At 69.8% G+C, this 16,466-nt stretch carries 11 protein-coding genes and 3 tRNA genes; 3 read left to right on the top strand and 11 right to left on the bottom strand.

Annotation, left to right across the window (positions count from 1 at the left end):
* Nucleotides 1–26 precede the first annotated feature (26 nt).
* From FHS44_RS18975 to FHS44_RS18985, 3 genes are all read right to left on the bottom strand, one after another.
* Nucleotides 27–3,845: a Pls/PosA family non-ribosomal peptide synthetase gene (locus FHS44_RS18975; protein ID WP_221460945.1), complete on the bottom strand. Its 3,819-nt coding sequence runs from the start codon at nt 3,843–3,845 to the stop codon at nt 27–29.
* 506 nt (nt 3,846–4,351) lie between these two features.
* Nucleotides 4,352–5,503 carry an LLM class flavin-dependent oxidoreductase gene (locus FHS44_RS18980; RefSeq protein ID WP_184716375.1) on the bottom strand — a complete coding sequence of 384 codons (1,152 nt, stop codon included), beginning with the start codon at nt 5,501–5,503 and terminating at the stop codon, nt 4,352–4,354.
* Nucleotides 5,493–6,491: an LLM class flavin-dependent oxidoreductase gene (locus FHS44_RS18985; RefSeq protein ID WP_184716377.1), complete on the bottom strand. Its 999-nt coding sequence runs from the start codon at nt 6,489–6,491 to the stop codon at nt 5,493–5,495. Before FHS44_RS18985 ends, FHS44_RS18980 begins: the two co-directional genes overlap by 11 nt.
* A 648-nt stretch (nt 6,492–7,139) precedes the next feature.
* On the opposite strand from FHS44_RS18985, the gene FHS44_RS18990 reads away from it, so the two are divergent.
* Both FHS44_RS18990 and FHS44_RS18995 read left to right on the top strand, forming a co-directional pair.
* Entirely contained in the window at nt 7,140–9,077 is a 1,938-nt protein-coding gene (locus tag FHS44_RS18990) for an alpha/beta hydrolase (protein ID WP_246435618.1), read from the top strand.
* Between the two features lies 1 nt (nt 9,078).
* On the top strand, nt 9,079–9,585 hold the full coding sequence (locus FHS44_RS18995; protein WP_184716379.1) for a hypothetical protein: 507 nt from the start codon (nt 9,079–9,081) through the stop codon (nt 9,583–9,585).
* A gap of 64 nt (nt 9,586–9,649) precedes the next feature.
* Here FHS44_RS18995 and FHS44_RS19000 read toward each other — a convergent pair whose 3' ends face one another.
* The 7 genes from FHS44_RS19000 to FHS44_RS19030 all read right to left on the bottom strand — a co-directional run bounded on the left by FHS44_RS19000 (nt 9,650) and on the right by FHS44_RS19030 (nt 13,006).
* Nucleotides 9,650–10,414, bottom strand: a complete 765-nt coding sequence (locus FHS44_RS19000; RefSeq protein ID WP_184716381.1) for a VOC family protein — start codon at nt 10,412–10,414, stop codon at nt 9,650–9,652.
* Nucleotides 10,415–10,522: 108 nt separating this feature from the next.
* The gene (locus tag FHS44_RS19005) at nt 10,523–11,179 is read right to left on the bottom strand and encodes a hypothetical protein (RefSeq protein ID WP_221460946.1); all 657 of its coding nucleotides are present in this window, start codon (nt 11,177–11,179) and stop codon (nt 10,523–10,525) included.
* 163 nt (nt 11,180–11,342) lie between these two features.
* Nucleotides 11,343–11,885 carry an RNA 2'-phosphotransferase gene (locus FHS44_RS19010; protein ID WP_184716385.1) on the bottom strand — a complete coding sequence of 181 codons (543 nt, stop codon included), beginning with the start codon at nt 11,883–11,885 and terminating at the stop codon, nt 11,343–11,345.
* 139 nt (nt 11,886–12,024) lie between these two features.
* A tRNA-Val gene (locus FHS44_RS19015) sits at nt 12,025–12,099 on the bottom strand.
* A gap of 13 nt (nt 12,100–12,112) precedes the next feature.
* Nucleotides 12,113–12,183: transfer RNA gene (locus FHS44_RS19020), tRNA-Cys, on the bottom strand.
* A gap of 25 nt (nt 12,184–12,208) precedes the next feature.
* Nucleotides 12,209–12,280: transfer RNA gene (locus FHS44_RS19025), tRNA-Gly, on the bottom strand.
* Nucleotides 12,281–12,355: 75 nt separating this feature from the next.
* Nucleotides 12,356–13,006, bottom strand: a complete 651-nt coding sequence (locus FHS44_RS19030; protein WP_184716387.1) for an ACT domain-containing protein — start codon at nt 13,004–13,006, stop codon at nt 12,356–12,358.
* Nucleotides 13,007–13,099: 93 nt separating this feature from the next.
* Between FHS44_RS19030 and dusB the strand changes: the two genes are divergently transcribed.
* On the top strand, nt 13,100–14,215 hold the full coding sequence (dusB, locus tag FHS44_RS19035; protein WP_184716389.1) for a tRNA dihydrouridine synthase DusB: 1,116 nt from the start codon (nt 13,100–13,102) through the stop codon (nt 14,213–14,215).
* On the opposite strand, the gene FHS44_RS19040 is transcribed toward dusB, so the two are convergent.
* Complete coding sequence (locus FHS44_RS19040) at nt 14,204–16,453, bottom strand: ATP-binding cassette domain-containing protein (RefSeq protein WP_184716391.1); 2,250 nt, start codon at nt 16,451–16,453, stop codon at nt 14,204–14,206. The two genes, dusB and FHS44_RS19040, sit on opposite strands and share 12 nt — an antisense overlap.
* Nucleotides 16,454–16,466: the final 13 nt, after the last annotated feature.

Below are 16,466 nucleotides of genomic sequence, written 5' to 3' on the forward strand. Positions count from 1 at the left end.
TGTGCCTTCCTGCGACGCGGGGATGCCTACGCGCGCTTGTGCCACGCCGCGATCGGGTTGCCGAACCAGCGGGTCCCCCGAGGCACCGACTCGCCGCGCATCACCAGGGACGCCGGTCCGACCGTGGTGTTCTCCCCGATCGTCGCCGCGGGCAGCACCACCCCGTGCGGGCCGAGCGTCGCCCCGTCCCGCAGGACGACAGTATCGATGCTCATCACCCGGTCATGGAACAGGTGGGTCTGCAACACGCAGCCCCGGTTGACCGAGACCCCGTCGCCCAGGGTCACCAGGTCGATCTCCGGCAGCCAGTAGGTCTCGCACCACACGCCCCGGCCGACCCGCGCGCCCATCGAGCGCAGCCACAGGTTCAGCGGCGCGGTGCCCAGCCACATCCTGGCGAACCAGGGCGCGGCCAGTACCTCGACGAAGTTGTCGGCCAGCTCGTTGCGCCAGACGAACGAGCTCCACAGCGGCCGGTCGCCGACCGCGATCCTGCCGAGCAGCACCCACTTGGCCACGGTGGTCACCGCGGCGGCCAGCACCCCGGCGCCCAGCAGCACGACCCCGCCGAGCAGCGCCGCCACCGCGAAGCCGTACGAACCGGTCAGCCAGAGCAGGCACAGCGCGACGAGCACGGCGAGCCCGACCGCGAACATCGCGGGCACGACGCGGCACAGCTCGACGGCCGCGCGGGCTGCCCGCAGCCGGGCGGGCGGCTCGTAGGTGCGGCTGCGGTCGGAGTCCTCGGCGGTACGGCGCAGCTCGACCGGCGGCATGCCCAGGTAGGACGAGCCCGCCTTGGCCTTCTTCGGCGCGGCGGACAGCACCGCGACCAGCCCGTCCTTGGGCACCTTGCGCCCCGGCGCGGTCATCCCCGAGTTGCCGAGGAAGGCGCGCTTGCCGATCCGCACGTGGCCGACCCGCAGCCGCCCCGCGTCCAGCTCGTACGGCGCGACCATAGTGTCGTCGGCCAGGAACGCGCCGTCCCCGACGGAGGTCATCGACGGCAGCGCGAGCACCGTGGACAGCTCGACGTCCCGGCCGACCCGCATGCCCAGGGCACGCAGCCAGACGGGCGTGGCCATGCTGGCGTACAGCGGGAACAGCCAGACCCGCGCCATCGACATCAGCCGCCCCGTGGCCCACGCCTGCCAGGCCTGACGGCTGTGCACCGGGTGGCTGCCCGGCCGCAGCCCGATCGCGAGCAGCCGTACCAGAACCAGGATCAGCAGGGCCGTGCAGGCCATCCAGACGAGGGTGGCGACCGGCACCCGGTACGGCAGCCCGGCGGGGGAGCCGTCCAGCAGCACGGCCAGCGCGGGCAGCGCGGCGACGATCGGGACCAGGCTCAGCAGCGGCGCGGACAGCCCGTAGACGGCGGCCCAGCGGGGCGAGCGCGGCGGCCTGCCCGCGGAGGAGTGCCGGGCCTTGCCCATCCTGACCGCGGGAGCCCCGGCCCAGCGTTCCCCGGCGGGGACCGCGCCCGCGACCGCGGAACCCGGCGCCACCTGCGCGTTCTTGCCGACCCTCGCGCCGGGGAACAGGGTCGAGCGGGCGCCGACCGTGGCGGAGGCGCCGATCTTGATCTCGCCGATCCGCACCCGGTCACCGTCGATCCAGTAGCCGCTCAGGTCCACCTCGGGTTCGACGGCGGCGTTCCTGCCCAGCTTGAGCATGCCGGTGATGGGCGGGGCGGAGTGCAGGTCGGCGTCCACGCCCACCTGGGCACCGAGCGCCCGCGCGTAGTGGGTCAGGAAGGGCGCGGCGGACAGCTCCATGACCCCGAGCCTCTCCGCGAACCGTTCGGCGAACCACAGCCTCAGGTGCGTCGAGCCGCCCCGGGGATAAGAGCCGGGACGCAGGTTCCGCAGCAGCAGCCTGGCCGCGCCCGCGGCCAGCGCGATCCGTCCCGCCGGGGAGACGAAGAGCACGGTCCCGGCCAGCACCCACCACCACGAGACGACGGGCGCGCCGGGCGTGACCAGATTTGTCAGTACGGCCAGGCCGACCAGCCAGCGCAGCATGCCCGCGGTGAGCAGCGGCACGGTGAGCAGCGTCTGTAGCAGCGCGGCGCGGCGCGGCATCGGCACGACGGCCCGCTTGGTCCTCGCGACCTCCGCCGAGTCCCGCGCGGTCAGGTGCGCCGCGAGCCGCCGCAGCGTCGGGTGCTCGTAGACGTCGCCGACGGTCACCGAGGGGTGGCGGGCGCGCAGCGCGGAGACCAGCCGGGCCGCGGCGAGACTGGTGCCGCCCTCGGCGAAGAAGTCGCCCTCGGTCCCGCCCAGGACGTTCTGCCAGCACTCGGTGATCCACGGGTTCACGTCAGGCTGCTCCGCCGCCTGCCGGGGCAGCGGCCAGGGCAGGGCGTCACGGTCGATCTTGCCCGAGGTGCGGGTCGGCAGCTCGCCGACCAGCGCGATGCGCGGGACCAGCGCGGCGGGCAGCGCGTCGAGCAGCCGCTTCCTGGCGTCCGCCTGGTCGAATCCCTCGCCGGGTACGACGTAGCCGACGAGTAGCTGGTGGCCGCCCCCGGTGGTGCGCACCGCGGCCGCGGCCCCCGTGACGCCGGGCAGCGCCTGCAGGGCGGCGTCGACCTCGCCCAGCTCGACCCGGCGCCCGCCCAGCTTGACCTGTTCGTCGGCCCGCCCGACGAACAGCAGCCCCTCGGGTTCGGCCCGCACCAGGTCACCGCTGCGGTAGGCGCGCTCCCAGCCGAGGGAGACCAGCGGGGCGTACCGCTCGGCGTCCTTGGCGTGGTCCAGGTAGCGGGCCAGGCCGACGCCGCCGATGACCAGCTCGCCGATCTCGCCCATCGGCAGCGGATCGCCGCCCGCGTCCACGACGGCCAGCTCCCACCCGGCCAACGGCAGACCGATCCGCACCGGCCCCTCCCCGGTCAGCGGGGCGGCGCACGCCACCACGGTCGCCTCCGTCGGCCCGTAGGTGTTCCACACCTCCCGCCCCGGTACGGCCAGCCGCTCGGCGAGCTCGGGCGGGCACGCCTCCCCGCCGAAGATCAGAAGCCGGACGTCGTCGAGCGTCTCGACCGGCCAGAGCGCCGCCAGCGTCGGCACCGTGGACACCACGGTGATGCCCTTCTCGGTAAGCCAGGGGCCCAGGTCCATGCCGGTGCGCACCAGCGCGCGGGGCGCGGGGACCAGGCAGGCGCCGTACCGCCAGGCCAGCCACATCTCCTCGCAGGAGGCGTCGAAGGCCACGGAGAGCCCGGCCAGCACCCGGTCCCCGGGGCCCAGCGGCTCACCGGTCAGGAACAGGCCGGCCTCGGCGTCGACGAACGCCGCCGCGCTGCGGTGGGACACCGCCACACCCTTCGGCTTACCGGTCGAGCCCGAGGTGAAGATGATCCACGCGTCGTCGTCGAGACCCGGGCGGGCCTCTGCGTCGGGGTCGAGGGTGCCGCCGAGGGGGCCGGAGACCGTGACGGTCGCGCCCTCACCGATGACGGCGCTCACCGCGGCCTCGCCGAAGACCAGCTCGGCTCGCTCCTCGGGGTCGTCGGCGTCGACCGGCACATAGGCGGCGCCCGCCGTCAGCGTGGCCAGGATCGCGACGTAGAGATCGACGGTGCCGGAGGGCACCCGGATGCCGACCCGGTCACCGCGTCCGACGCCCGCCGTGCGCAGTTCCTCGGCCATCCGGCCGACCCGCTCGCGCAGGCCGGTGTAGTCGAGCCTGGTCCGCCCGTCGTCGAGGGCGGCGGCGTCCGGGTGGCGTCGCGTGGTCTCGTCGAGGATGTCGATCAGTGTGCGGGCGGGCGCGGCGGGCCCTCCCGAGAGGATCGCCGGTGCCGGGGCGTGCTCGATGTCCACCGTGGTCGGATGCAAGGTCTCTCCAGTCGGACGACCGAGGCGCGCGCCGGATTACGCTCGCCGCATGTGGCTCCCTGTGAGCTCACTCGTTGCCGTCGCCATCCGACGATCCTAGAACACCTGTTATTTCGGCATTCCTGGATTTTTGGTGTTATAGCTGGTCGTGACTTCCCCAGGTCAGCGGGATCATGGGGGTGGCGCCGTACGAGGAGTGTGATTCCCGCCACTTCACGCGGGTGGGCCGGGAGGCGCGCGGATCGCTGTTCGCCCAGGTCCGGAGGGTTATCCGGATGTTCACCCGATTGTCGGGCGCCGTTCTTCCGGTCGTGTGTGACGAGAAACTCCGGCGTCTCACCATCGTGATGGCCTGTTGATCTTGGCGGCAATTATTTGTTCACGTTTTAGAAAGCTAAAGTTAATTAGGAAGTTGGATAGTCCGATATTTCCGGATGCGGGAGATTGGGGTCGTCCCCGGCTCCCTCCGGAGGACCAGGGCCCCCGCCCCGGTCACACCTTCCGGACTACCGTACGGCGGCGCCACGCAGCAGCGGCAGGACGTGGGCGCCGACCCGGTACGCCTCCTCCAGGTGGGGCACCCCACCCAGGACGAACGCCTCGGCGCCGAGCGCGATCAGCTCGTCGAGCCGCGCCGCCACCTGCCGGTAGTCGCCGACCAGGCCGAAGGCGGGACCCGCGCGCAGCACGTGGAACCCGCCCCACACGTTGGGCGAGATCTCCAGCGCGCGGTAACCGCCCCGCGAGCCGTTCCCGCCCGAGCCCAGGTCCTGGCCCCGCTGCCAGCCGACGGAGTCGCCCAGCCCGACATAGGCCGGGGTCGCGGCGGGACCGGGCCGCACCCAGCCGCGCTCGACCTCCTGCCAGGCCTCCTCCTCGGTCTCCCTGGCCAGTACGTCGAGCCGTACGGCGAACCTCGGGGACCTGCCGATGCCCGCGCTGTGCTCACGCACCTGCTCGAACTTGGCGGTCAGCGAGGACAGGGGCTCCAGCCAGGACAGGTAGTAGTCGGCGTGCCTGCCCGCCGCGGCGATGGCCGCCTTCGACGAGCCGGTGAAGAAGACCTCGGGGAACGGCTGCCCGGCCAGCGCCGGGGGCAGGCCGCCGCCCCGCACCCGGTAGAAACGGCCCTCGTGGTCGTAGGAGTGGTCGGTGGCGTACCAGACCCCCCTGAGCACGTCGAGGAACTCCGAAGTGCGGACATACCGGTCGTCGTGCTCGACCTTGTCGCCCCACCACAGCTGCTGTGGGCCGCCACCGCCCGAGATGACGTTGTAGACAGTCCGCCCACCGGTGGCCAGCTGCAGGCTCGCCGTCATCCGCGCCGCCTGCACCGGATGCAGGAACCCCGGCTGGAAGGCGATCATGAACCGGTAGGTGCTGGTCTCCCGCGCGAGCGCCGCCGCCGCGGCCCACGGGTCGTCGGTGTGCGGGAAGGAGGGCAGCAGCGCCCCGACGAAACCGGACGCCTCGGTGGCCTTGGCCACCTCCGCCAGATAGTCGACGTGACTGTAGCCGTCGAGCTTGCCGTTCCTGAGGCCGGGCGCCAGCCCGCCGACCGCGCCGGGGGTGAAACCGCCCCGGCTCACGATCCCCTTCCTGCGCAGCGACGGCTGGTCGCCCTCCATGGCCATTCGCCAGTAGAAGTCAACCGGCATTATGGATCTCCTTAGCCAACAGCGGGAGCAGGTGTTCTCCCAGCCGGTAGGTCTCCTCCAGGTGCGGCTCGACCTCCAGGAAGAACGCGGAGACGCCCCTGTCGAGGTAACCGCGGATCGCCGCGGCGACGTTCTCGTAGGATCCGACCAGACCTGGCCTCCCGAAGCCGTGCCACAGCCTGGTCGCGCGCTCGGGCTCGGGGAAGGTCTCGCGCGCCCCCGAGCGCAGCAACCACAGCCGCAGGGCGTCCCTGCGCGCCTCGTCGTCGTCCTCCCTGGCCAGCAACGGCAGGCGCAGGCCGTACGCCGGACTGCGTCCCATCTGGGCGGCCAGCGCTCCCAGCTCGGCGATCGCAGCGTCGAGGTCGTCCTCGGGGCCGAAGACGTGCAGGTCGGCATGGCGGGCCGACAGCGCCATCGCGTCGGCGGAGGTGCCGGAGAGCTGGACGCGGGGGAAGGCCCGCCCGGAGAGCGGGAACAGCAGCCCCCCGCCGAGCACCTCGTAGAACCGCCCGGCGAAGCCGTAGTCCTCCTCGTGCCAGACCCCTCTGGCCACGGTGAGGAACTCCTCGGCGCGGGCGTAGCGTTCCGCGCCCTCGACGAAGTCGCCCTGGGACCGGGCCACCCGGGGGTCGAGGTCGACGGCCAGCCGCCAGTCGAGGCGGTCGCCGGAGAAGCGCTGCAGCGAGGCCGACAGCTTGGCCGCGTACACCGGCGTCGCGATCCCCGCGTGGAACTCCGCCGCGACCCGCATGTGCCGGGAACCGCGCAGCAGCCCTCCCGCCACGATCAGCGAGTCCTGCCCCGCCGGGTCGAAGGGCGCCAGCACCCCGCCCATCCCGGCCAGCTCGGCCGCCCTGCCGATCCTGGCCAGCCGCTCGTACGGCCCCGCCGCGCCGGGCCGTACATCGGTGACGAACCCCGGCAACGCGGGGAACACGCTCGCGCCGTCCTCGACGGGCAGGGTCAGATGGAACTCCGGTCTCACGGGCGAGCCCCCCGCTGAATCGCCACAGAAAACCTCAGAACGGTAAGAGGGGACGTAGGCGCATCACTCCGGTGCACACCGGAACGAACAGTCATCGAAATCCTTTCTGCGTAGGGACTTCAGGCTTCAGTCCTGCGGAAACGTGTTTCGGCGCTGCGTCCGACGAGGAGGGCTCACTTTTCCCACCGCCGGACAGGGGTCCCCAGACAGCGATCGTAAGATAAAAACCCTCAAAATCCATGAAGCACCCGATATTTCCCGTCAAGTTGGCGGTTGCGAGATTTCAGACCCCTCCGCCGCTTGTCGATCCTGGCCCCTGCCCTGCGCCGCCGTGGCGTCGGTCCGCTCGACGGCCCCTCCGCCAGGCGCGCTCCGCGGCAGGGCGCTCGTTCTGCGGGCTTTACGGACAGGACAAAACCAGCTTTCTCAACCGCCAGTCCTGCCGTGGGCCACGGGGTCGCGGTCTGGTTCCTACAGTCGAGGCGATCCCGTCAGGCGAATACGTCTGGATATTGTCAGATCACCGCTAAGGGAATTCGTGAGGCTTGTGAGATGAATTTCCAGTTTCGCGACTTCAGGGGCAAGCTTGATCTTCGTGGGACCCCTATGGGACTCTGACGCACTGTGGCGGGGAATGCGACGGGGGAGTTGGAAGCCGCGTTGTCGCGGGTCGTACGGCTGGGAGCGGACCACGCCTCGATGCTCGACGCGTGCGCGCGATGCATGGCCGCGCACGCATGGGTCGGCGGCGGCGCTCCGAAGTTCAACGAAGCGCTCGCCACCCGGCGTACGGCCCTCCAGGCGGCCTTCGCGGAGGCGGCCCAGGAAATAGCCCAGCGGATCAGGCGGCTCGGCGGGCAGGCGCACGTCCCCTCCTTCTCGACCTCGATCAGTGTGATGGCCCCCGTGCCAGGAGCGTTCTCCGGAATGGACATCGCCGCCATGACCCGCATGGTGGCCGACCTCCAGCGAGCCGGACAGGAACTGCCCCGCGCGGGGCAACGGCTCGGCGCCGAACTGTCCGCGCTCTGCGTTTCCTCCCCCTCGGTGCGGCAGGTTCTCGACACCGGTGCCTGGGCGGACGAACAGGCACGCGATCTGCGCCAGCGGCTGACCACGATCCAGCAGACACACGACGTCGGTACGGCCAGCAAGGCGACGGCCGCCTTCGGCCTCTTCGGCGGGCACGCTCCCGCCTCGGGCGAGATCAACAGACTGACGACCGCCGCCGGGAAGGGGGACGTCACGGCGCTGAAGACGCTGAAGGACCTGCAGGACACGGGAGAGGACGCGACCCTGGCCGGCAGGCTCACCGTGTGGTGGCGCGAGCTGGACAAGACCGCCCAGGACCAGTTGATCGCCACCTCCCCAGGCCTGCTCGGCGCCCTGAACGGCCTCCCCGCCACGGTCCGCGACCAGGCCAACCGCAAACACCTGGCCGACCAGAAGGCCACACTCGGTCCGGAGCTGGAGCGGTTGCGTGCATCGTCAGCGGAGCTGAAGAAAACGCTGAAAAGCCTGGTGGAACAGGAGGGCTCAACGCGCGATCCGCGCCAGATATCCGCCAACCCTGTGCAGAGAGCACAGGCGCTACAGGCCCTCGGGAAGAATGCCGCAGCTATCAAGGACCTGGAGCTGAAACTGCGGCAGGTCACATCCGTGGAGAAAAGCCTGGCACTCGGCGGTCAGAACGGCCGCCCTCCTGCCATGCTGCTGCAACTGGAGCTGGGCGGCCTCGGGAAGACCGCCGTATCGTTTGGGAACCCCGACGAGGCGGACAACATAGCCGTATACGTCCCCGGAACCGGAACCAAGCTGGATGGTTTCGGGGATTCCAATTCCGATGCCCACCGTGCGGCCGTCACCTGGGACCAGGCGAACGAGTTCCGGAGAGATAAGAAGACAGCTTCCATAGCCTGGCTCGGTTATGCGGCGCCACAGTGGGAGAGTTTTCTGGAGATGGAAGGAACGCCCGCTCTGGATTTCGCCGCCACCAATGGTGCTCCGCTTCTTGCCAGTTTCACCGATGGTCTTCGAGCTTCTCACGACGCCGCATCCGGCGTCCGTTTCACTGTTCTGGGTCACAGTTATGGGTCGACGACGGTCGGTGCGGCGGCTCAGAAGCGTCCGGGGGCTTTTGCGGACCAATTGATTTTCGTAGGGAGTCCTGGAGTGACCGCCAAGGAGGTAAAAGATCTGAAGGTAGGTTCGGTGTGGGTAGGGGAGGCTCCTAATGATCCTGTTGGCGATATCGGATCCGTTGTTCCTGCCCTGGGGCCCGACCCCAGCTCCGGTGTCTTCGGTGCTCAGACTTTCTACGTTCCGGACAGCGGAGACTCCGTTGTCAGTTTTAAGGGGCACTCCAGTTACTGGGGCGACAACTCCAAGTCGCTGAGTAATATTGCTCACATAATAAATGGTGATTATGGTTCTGTGATTCTTCACGCCGAGCCGTTCCCGAGTTCGACGGTTACTCCGCCGCCCCCTACCGGTCCGCCCTCTTTGTCGCTGAAAGGATCCAGTGCGTTGCCCACAGAGAGGCCATCGCCTCATCCGCAGCCTTCACCCGTACCGGCTGGGGAGTGAGATGCTGCGTCCTGCTTTGGCAATCATGGCTATCGTCATTCTTGTTTCCGGCTGCACCGGGGAAGGTAACGTGAGCGGTCCCACGATCACCCAGGAACAGGCGTTAGGGCGAGTTGAGCAGCTCATCAAGGAGACGGCCAGCATCATAACCCCCAAGCCTCGGCTCGACCTCTATCGTCCTAGCCTTAACGTCACGCCCTGCCTCGACCCTACGGATGGAGGGTCGGAGGATCGCGTTGTGATTAACCGCTCTTATTACCTGGAAGGCATTTCACAAGACCGGGTGCTGGAGGTGGTGAAGCAGGTCAAACAGTACTGGGAGCGGCAGGGGCACTACATTGAGGGCGTCTCCCCGAATGGTCTCAACATCTCGGGACGTTCCAAACCCGATGATTTTTTGCTCTCTTTGGCCCCAACTGGCCCCGAAAACAACATCGTGTTGAGCCTGGGAGTCTCGTCGTACTGCATATGGCCGAACGGTACGCCGGAGCCTTCTTCCAGCTCCTGATCTCTTCTCCGCGTACTCACCAGGGCCCGGCCGTCCGGTGAAACGGCCGGGCGGTTTGGGGGCCTCAGGCGGTGACGCTGGTGATGACGGCGAAGCGGGCGCCGTGGGGGTCGGTGAGCACGGCGTAGCTGCCCGCCCCGGGCACCTCCGTGGCGGGCAGGAGGACGCCGGCGCCAAGCTGCTCGGCCAGGGCGACGGTCGTGGCGCAGGAGGGAACCTCGAAGTAGGGCAGCCAGTGCGGCCTGTCACCCTCCTGAAGCGGCATGATCCCACCCAGGTCGGCGTTCTCCCCCTCGGCGGGGGAGACCACGATGAAGGTCACGTCGCCGAACGGCATCTCCTGGTCCCGCCAGCCGAAGACCGCCCGGTAGAAGGAACGGGCGGCGTCCGGATTCGGGACGTACAGCTCGGCCCAGGACAGGGAACCGGGGACGGCGGCCAGGTCGAAGCCCGTGGTCGCGATGGGCTGCCAGACGGCGAACTCGGCGCCCTCGGGGTCGGTGAACCCGGCCATCCGGCCCTCGCCGAAGACGTCGCAGGGGCCGAAACGCACCGTACCGCCCGCCTGCTCGACGGCCTTGGCCGTGGCCTCGACGTCGTCGGTGCCGAAGTAGACCGTCCAGGCGGAGGTCGCCCCCTCGTCGAGCGGTCCTACGGCGGCGACCGTCCTGCCGTCGAGCTGGAGGAAGCCGTAGTCTCCAGCCTCGGGGCCGGCCGGTTGGAGACTCCAGCCGAACAGGGAGCCGTAGAAGGCGGCCGAGGCCGCGACGTCGGGCGACCCCAGATCGATCCAGCCGGGGGTGCCGGGGACATGGTCGGTGGTGATCATGGCGTGCTCCCTGGGGAGAAGGAGGGGCTGCGGGAAGGCGGCCCTTCGAATCGCGCACAGCCTGGCAGGGGCCACCGACAGTTTCCGCCCCGCGACCGGAACAGGAGGTCAGAGAGCCCAGGTCCGTCTGTACTCGACGTGCAGCATGTCCGAGCAGTGGCGTGACCAGGACGCCGACCACCGGCCGGAGTCGATCTCCGCGCAGAAGTGGCCGTCCGGCCGCTCCGCCAGGTAGGAGGGGGCCTCGGTGACCAGCGGGCGGATCATGGTGGCACCCGTGCGCCGGAACGCCTCGGGGCCGCCGACGACGAACAGCGTCCTGGCGGCCACGGTGAAGTGGAAGTGGTCGCGATACTCCCGGTGGTGGACCCTGTCGTGGTCGATCGCGTCCTCGTCGGGGAAGACGTCCCCGGGCAGCGAGACGGTGTGTGGACGACCCGCCCCCAGCCTTGCCCGTACGGCGGGCCAGCGCGAGGCGGGGAACCGTACGGAATGCTGGACCAGCACCAGGTCCAGGGGTTTCAGGCCGGAGTCGTGCGCCAGCTCCTCGGGCGGGAGGTTGGCCCGCATGGGCAGGTAGACCAGCGAGTGGCGGGAGCGCGCGGCCAGCCCCCAGGCCACGGCCAGTACGGCCGCCGCCTCACGGTCCACGTGCATGGCCAGGCTCCAGCCCCTGTCGTCGAACAGGAAGGCCCGCCGTGGCGGCCGGTCGGGCCACAGCACCCGGTGGTCGTCGGGGCCGAGCCGTACCCGACTGACCCGCATCCGCCGTCTCATCCCGAGAGCCCTGAGAGCCCCGAGAACCCGGGAAACCCAGAACGCCCGAAAGCCTCAGGGAAAGCGGAGAGCCCGGCATCCCCCAAAAACCTGAAAAATCCGAAAAATCCTGAAAACGCGGAGAACCCAGGAAAACCCCAGAGAGACCGTCTCATCCGGGGAATCGCAGAAACGTCGGAGGAACATGGTCGGTGAGCCACACCCCGTTGGCACTGACCCTGAACTCGTGACCCGCCCCCCGCATCGCCGCCGCGTCCACGACGAGGACGACCGGGGCACCCCTGCGCGATCCGACCCGGGTGGCGGTCTCCCGGTCGGGGGAGAGGTGGACGTGGTGCCGGTTCATCGGCCGCAGCCCCTCGGCGCGGATCGCCGTCACGTTGCGCGCGACCGTGCCGTGATAGAGGAACGCGGGCGGCTCGGCGACGGGAAGGTCGAGATCGACGGCGACGGAGTGGCCCTGGTTCGCGCGGATCCGGCCGTCCTCGATGACGTATCTCCGCTTGTCGTTGTCGGCGACGACCCGTTCCAACTCGGCCGGCGAGAAGGGGAAGCCGTGCTCGGCGGCGGCCGTCAGGAGCGTGCCGACCTCGACCCAGCCACCGTCGTCCAGGGTGATCCCGATCCGCTCTGGCTGGTGCCGCAGGTGCTTGGCGAGATACTTGGAGATCCGTACCATCCGCCGCTCGTCCATCACACCCTCTTTCGCGCGCCAGGAACAGGGATCCGGTCCGCGTGAATTGTCACGCCCCGGTACGGCGAAGGCCAACAGGTTTTTCCGGGGGAAACGCGAAATCGCGGGCCGGAAACGTGTTCCGACCCGCGACAGGTGATGGTGGACGATACAGGGATTGAACCTGTGACCTCTTCCGTGTCAGGGAAGCGCTCTCCCGCTGAGCTAATCGTCCTCATGGAGCTGAGAGGTGGAGACGGGATTTGAACCCGTGTACACGGCTTTGCAGGCCGTTGCCTCGCCTCTCGGCCACTCCACCGGAGTGAGAGCCCGAAGACCCTTCGAGCGGAAGACGGGATTCGAACCCGCGACCCTCACCTTGGCAAGGTGATGCTCTACCACTGAGCCACTTCCGCGTGTTTTCGCCGGGTGTTTTCCCTGCGGCAACGAGAGAACTCTAGCGGGTTTTCCGGGTGGTTGCGTAACCGTGGTCACCCGGGGCCGCGGAGACGGCGGGCCATCCCGCGCTCCACGGCGGGCAGGGTGAGGAAGATCTCCAGGATCCTGGTGAGCCGGTGCACCTCGATGCGGTGGAAGGCGGGTCCCTCGGCACGGGCCAGCAGCAGGGCCAGGGCCAGCGGCGGCAGCGGGGCCGTGATCACGTGCAGGCCGGTGCCGAGCGTGGCGGCCGTGGGCCGGGCCGGGATCTCGGCGGGGAACGGAACCGGCGAGGGCGCCCGCCAGCTGGCGTGGACGAGGGCGTGGGGTTCCTCCTCGGTCCCCACGGCCGCCCAGTCGGCGCTGAACAGCACCGGCATGGAGTCGATCAGCGTGGCCAGGGCACGGTCGCCCGCCGTGGTGACGTATTTCAGGATCTCCAGCTCGGGGTAGGTCCCCGGCGCCTCACGGGTGCCCCAGACGCCCTCGACGGTGACCCCGGGCACCTCGCGCAGGCTCTCCGTCAGCAGCTCCCTGGGCGAGGCGTCCGGCCAGAAGACGGTGACGTCGTCAACCGCCTGCCCGCCGCCGCGCTCAAGCACGACGATCTGGGTGATGTCGGCCCCGGCGACGCCGAGGGCACCGGTGACCCTTCCCAGTGATCCCGGTTGGTCGGGCAGGGTGATCCGCAGCCGCAGGAGCATCCACGTCCTCCACTGTCACGCGACTGTCACGCGTGGGTCCACCCTATCCGGGCGTGATTCGTCCCATCGGGCCCGGTGCGGTAAAAACACCAGGTGGAGTCGTTGAAACTGGGGTCGCTCGAGATCTGGCCTCCCGTGGTCCTGGCCCCCATGGCGGGCATCACCAACGCGCCGTTCCGCACACTGTGCCGGGAGCAGGGCGGGGGGCTGTTCGTCTGCGAGATGATCACCACCAGGGCGCTGGTCGAGCGCAACGCCAAGACGCTCAAGATGATCCGCTTCGACCCGGGGGAGAGTCCGCGCAGCCTCCAGCTCTACGGCGTCGATCCGGTGACCGTGGGCCGGGCCGTCCGCATGGTCGCCGAGGAGGGCCTGGCCGACCACGTCGACCTCAACTTCGGCTGCCCCGTGCCCAAGGTGACCCGGCGGGGCGGGGGGTCGGCGCTGCCGTACAAGCGGAATCTGTTGCGGGCGATCCTGCGCGAGGCCGTGCGCAACGCGGGGACGCTGCCGGTGACGATGAAGATGCGCAAGGGCATCGACGACGACCACCTCACCTACCTGGACGCCGGGCGCATCGCCGTCGAGGAGGGGATCGCCGCGGTCGCCCTGCACGGCCGTACGGCGGTGCAGCACTACGGCGGGACTGCCGACTGGGACGCGATCGCGCGCCTGAAGGAGGCGGTGACCGAGATCCCGGTGCTCGGCAACGGCGACATCTGGAACGCGGCGGACGCGATGCGGATGATGGCGAAGACGGGCTGCGACGGCGTCGTCGTCGGCAGGGGCTGCCTGGGCCGTCCCTGGCTGTTCGCCGACCTGGCGGCGGCGTGCGAGGGGAGCGCCGAGGTGGCCAGGCCGACGCTGGGGCGGGTCGCCGCGACGATGGACCGGCACGCGACCCTGCTCACCGAGTGCTTCGGCAGCGAGCAGCACGCCGTCGCCGACTTCCGCAAGCACGTCGGCTGGTACCTCAAGGGGTTCGTGGTCGGCTCCGACCTGCGCCGCCGTCTGGCGACCTCGGAGACCCTGGCGGGCCTCAGGCAGGGCCTGGCCGAACTGGACGCCGACCAGCCCTGGCCCGAGGGGGAAGACACCCCGCGCGGCAAGACCCACCCGCGTGAGCGCGTCCACCTGCCCGCGGGATGGCTCGACGACCCCTACGAGATCGTCGTCCCCGACGCCGAGCTGGAGGTCTCAGGCGGCTGAGCGGCGCAGGTGCTCCGCGGTGAGGGAGCCGGTCGCCTTCAGGAGGTCCCCCGGGGTGCCCTCGAACACCACGGTGCCGCCCCGGTCGCCGCCTTCGGGGCCGAGGTCGATCACCCAGTCGGCGTTCTTGACGACGTCGAGGTTGTGCTCGATCACGATGACCGAGTTGCCCGCGTCAACCAGGCCGTCCATGACGGTGAGCAGGTGCTCGACGTCCGCCATGTGCAGGCCGGTGGTCGGCTCGTCCATCACGTAGACGCTGCCGGTCTTGCGCAGCTCGCTCGCGAGCTTGATCCGCTGGCACTCCCCGCCCGACAGGCTGCTCAGCGGCTGACCGAGCCTGAGATAGCCGAGGCCGACCTCGTTGAGCGCGCGCAGCACACGCCGGGGCTTGGGCTCGGTGAAGAAGTCCGCCGCCTGCGCCGCCGTCATCTCCAGCACGTCCAGGACGGACCTGCCGCGCAGGGTGTGCCGCAGCACCTCCTCCTTGAAACGCCTGCCCCGGCAGACGCCGCACCTTGAGGTGACGCCCTCCATGAACGCCAGGTCGACGTGGACGACGCCCAGCCCCTGGCAGTTCGGGCAGGCCCCCTCGGAGTTGAAGCTGAACAGCGACGGGCTCACCCCGGCCGCTCTGGCGAAGAGGCCGCGCACCTCGTCCATCAGCCCGGTGTAGGTGGCCGGGGTCGAGCGGACCGAGGTGCCGACCGCCGACTGGTCGACGACGACGGCGCCGGGGTGGGCTCTCAGGAACACCTCGTTGACGAGCGTGCTCTTGCCCGACCCCGCGACCCCGGTGACGACGGCGAGCACGCCGGTGGGGAAGGAGACCGTGACGTCCTTGAGGTTGCGCGCGTTCGCCCCGGTGACGGTCAGGGCGCCGGTCGGCTCGCGGAAGGTCTCCTTGGGCGGTCGGACGTCGCGCATGTGCCGCCCGGTGAGGGTGCCGGACTCGCGCAGGCCCGCGACCCCGCCCTCGTAGACGATCTCTCCCCCGCGGGTCCCCGCGTACGGCCCGACGTCGACCACGTGGTCGGCGATCTCGATGACGTCCCGGTCGTGCTCGACCACGATGACCGTGTTGCCCTTGTCGCGGAGCTTGCGCAGCAGGCCGTTCATACGGACCACGTCACGGGGGTGCAGGCCGATGGTCGGCTCGTCGAAGATGTAGGTCATGTCGGTGAGGCCGCCGCCCAGGTGCCGCACGATCTTGATCCGCTGCGACTCGCCCCCCGACAGGGTGGAGGTCTCCCGGTCCAGGCTGAGATAGCCGAGGCCGATGGAGACCAGGTGGCGCAGCCGTTCCATGATCGCCGCGGTCAGCGTCTCGGCGACGGGGCCGGTGATCGTGGCGACGACCTCGACCAGGTCCCCGATCTCCATCGCGCACAGCTCGGCGATGTTGCGCCCTTCGATCCTGCTGTCCAGCGCGGCCCGGTTGAGCCTCGCCCCCCGGCACACCGGGCAGACGGCCGAGGAGACGAACGCGAGCTGGGCGGCCTCCCTGCCCGACTCCGACTCGCCGTCCCGGTTGACGTAGAGGCGGTCGAACCTGGTGACGAGCCCCTCATACCTCTGCTGTACGGCACCGCCCCGCGTCTTCAGCGAGACTCCCGGTCCCTGGCCGTGCAGCAGCGTCTCCCACTCCCGCTCGGTGTAGTCGGCGAGTTTCCTGTCGTTGTCGAACAGCCCCGAGGTGGTGTACATCTTCCACAGCCACGTGCCGACCCCGGCGCCGGGCAGCAGGAGCGCGCCCTCGTTCAGCGACTTCGTCCTGTCGACGGCCCGGTCGAGGTCAAGGGTCATCCTCCTGCCGAGCCCCTGGCAGCCGGGACACATCCCCGCGGGGTCGTTGAAGGAGAAGGCGTTGGAGTAGCCCGCGTACGGCCTGCCCTCTCGGGAGTAGAGCAGCCGCAGCAGCGGGTGGACGTCGGTGATCGTGCCGACCGTCGAGCGGGAGTTGCCGCCGATGCGCCGCTGCCCGATGACGACCGCGGCGGAGAGGTTCTCGACGGCGTCGGCGTCCGGCCTGCCGTACTTGGGCATGCGGTTGCGGGCGAAGCTGGAGAAGGTCTCGTTGAGCAGGCGCTGCGACTCGGTGGCGATCGTGTCGAACACGATGGACGACTTGCCCGACCCCGAGACACCCGTGAAGACCGTGATCTGCCGCTTCGGAATCTTCAGTGAGACGTTCCTGAGGTTGTTCTCCCGGGCGTTCGTTATCTCGATATCGCTCATGGGCCGGACGCTA

It is taken from the genome of Streptosporangium saharense, from assembly GCF_014203715.1.
Lineage (GTDB): Bacteria > Actinomycetota > Actinomycetes > Streptosporangiales > Streptosporangiaceae > Streptosporangium > Streptosporangium saharense.

Coding starts and splice junctions, on each gene's coding strand:
- FHS44_RS18980 (WP_184716375.1), bottom strand. CDS start 5,503: ATGCCGGTTGACTTCTACTGGCGAATGGCCATGGAGGGCGACCAGCCG.
- FHS44_RS19010 (WP_184716385.1), bottom strand. CDS start 11,885: ATGGACGAGCGGCGGATGGTACGGATCTCCAAGTATCTCGCCAAGCAC.
- FHS44_RS19005 (WP_221460946.1), bottom strand. CDS start 11,179: ATGCGGGTCAGTCGGGTACGGCTCGGCCCCGACGACCACCGGGTGCTG.
- FHS44_RS19030 (WP_184716387.1), bottom strand. CDS start 13,006: ATGCTCCTGCGGCTGCGGATCACCCTGCCCGACCAACCGGGATCACTG.
- FHS44_RS18995 (WP_184716379.1), top strand. CDS start 9,079: ATGCTGCGTCCTGCTTTGGCAATCATGGCTATCGTCATTCTTGTTTCC.
- FHS44_RS19000 (WP_184716381.1), bottom strand. CDS start 10,414: ATGATCACCACCGACCATGTCCCCGGCACCCCCGGCTGGATCGATCTG.
- FHS44_RS19040 (WP_184716391.1), bottom strand. CDS start 16,453: ATGAGCGATATCGAGATAACGAACGCCCGGGAGAACAACCTCAGGAAC.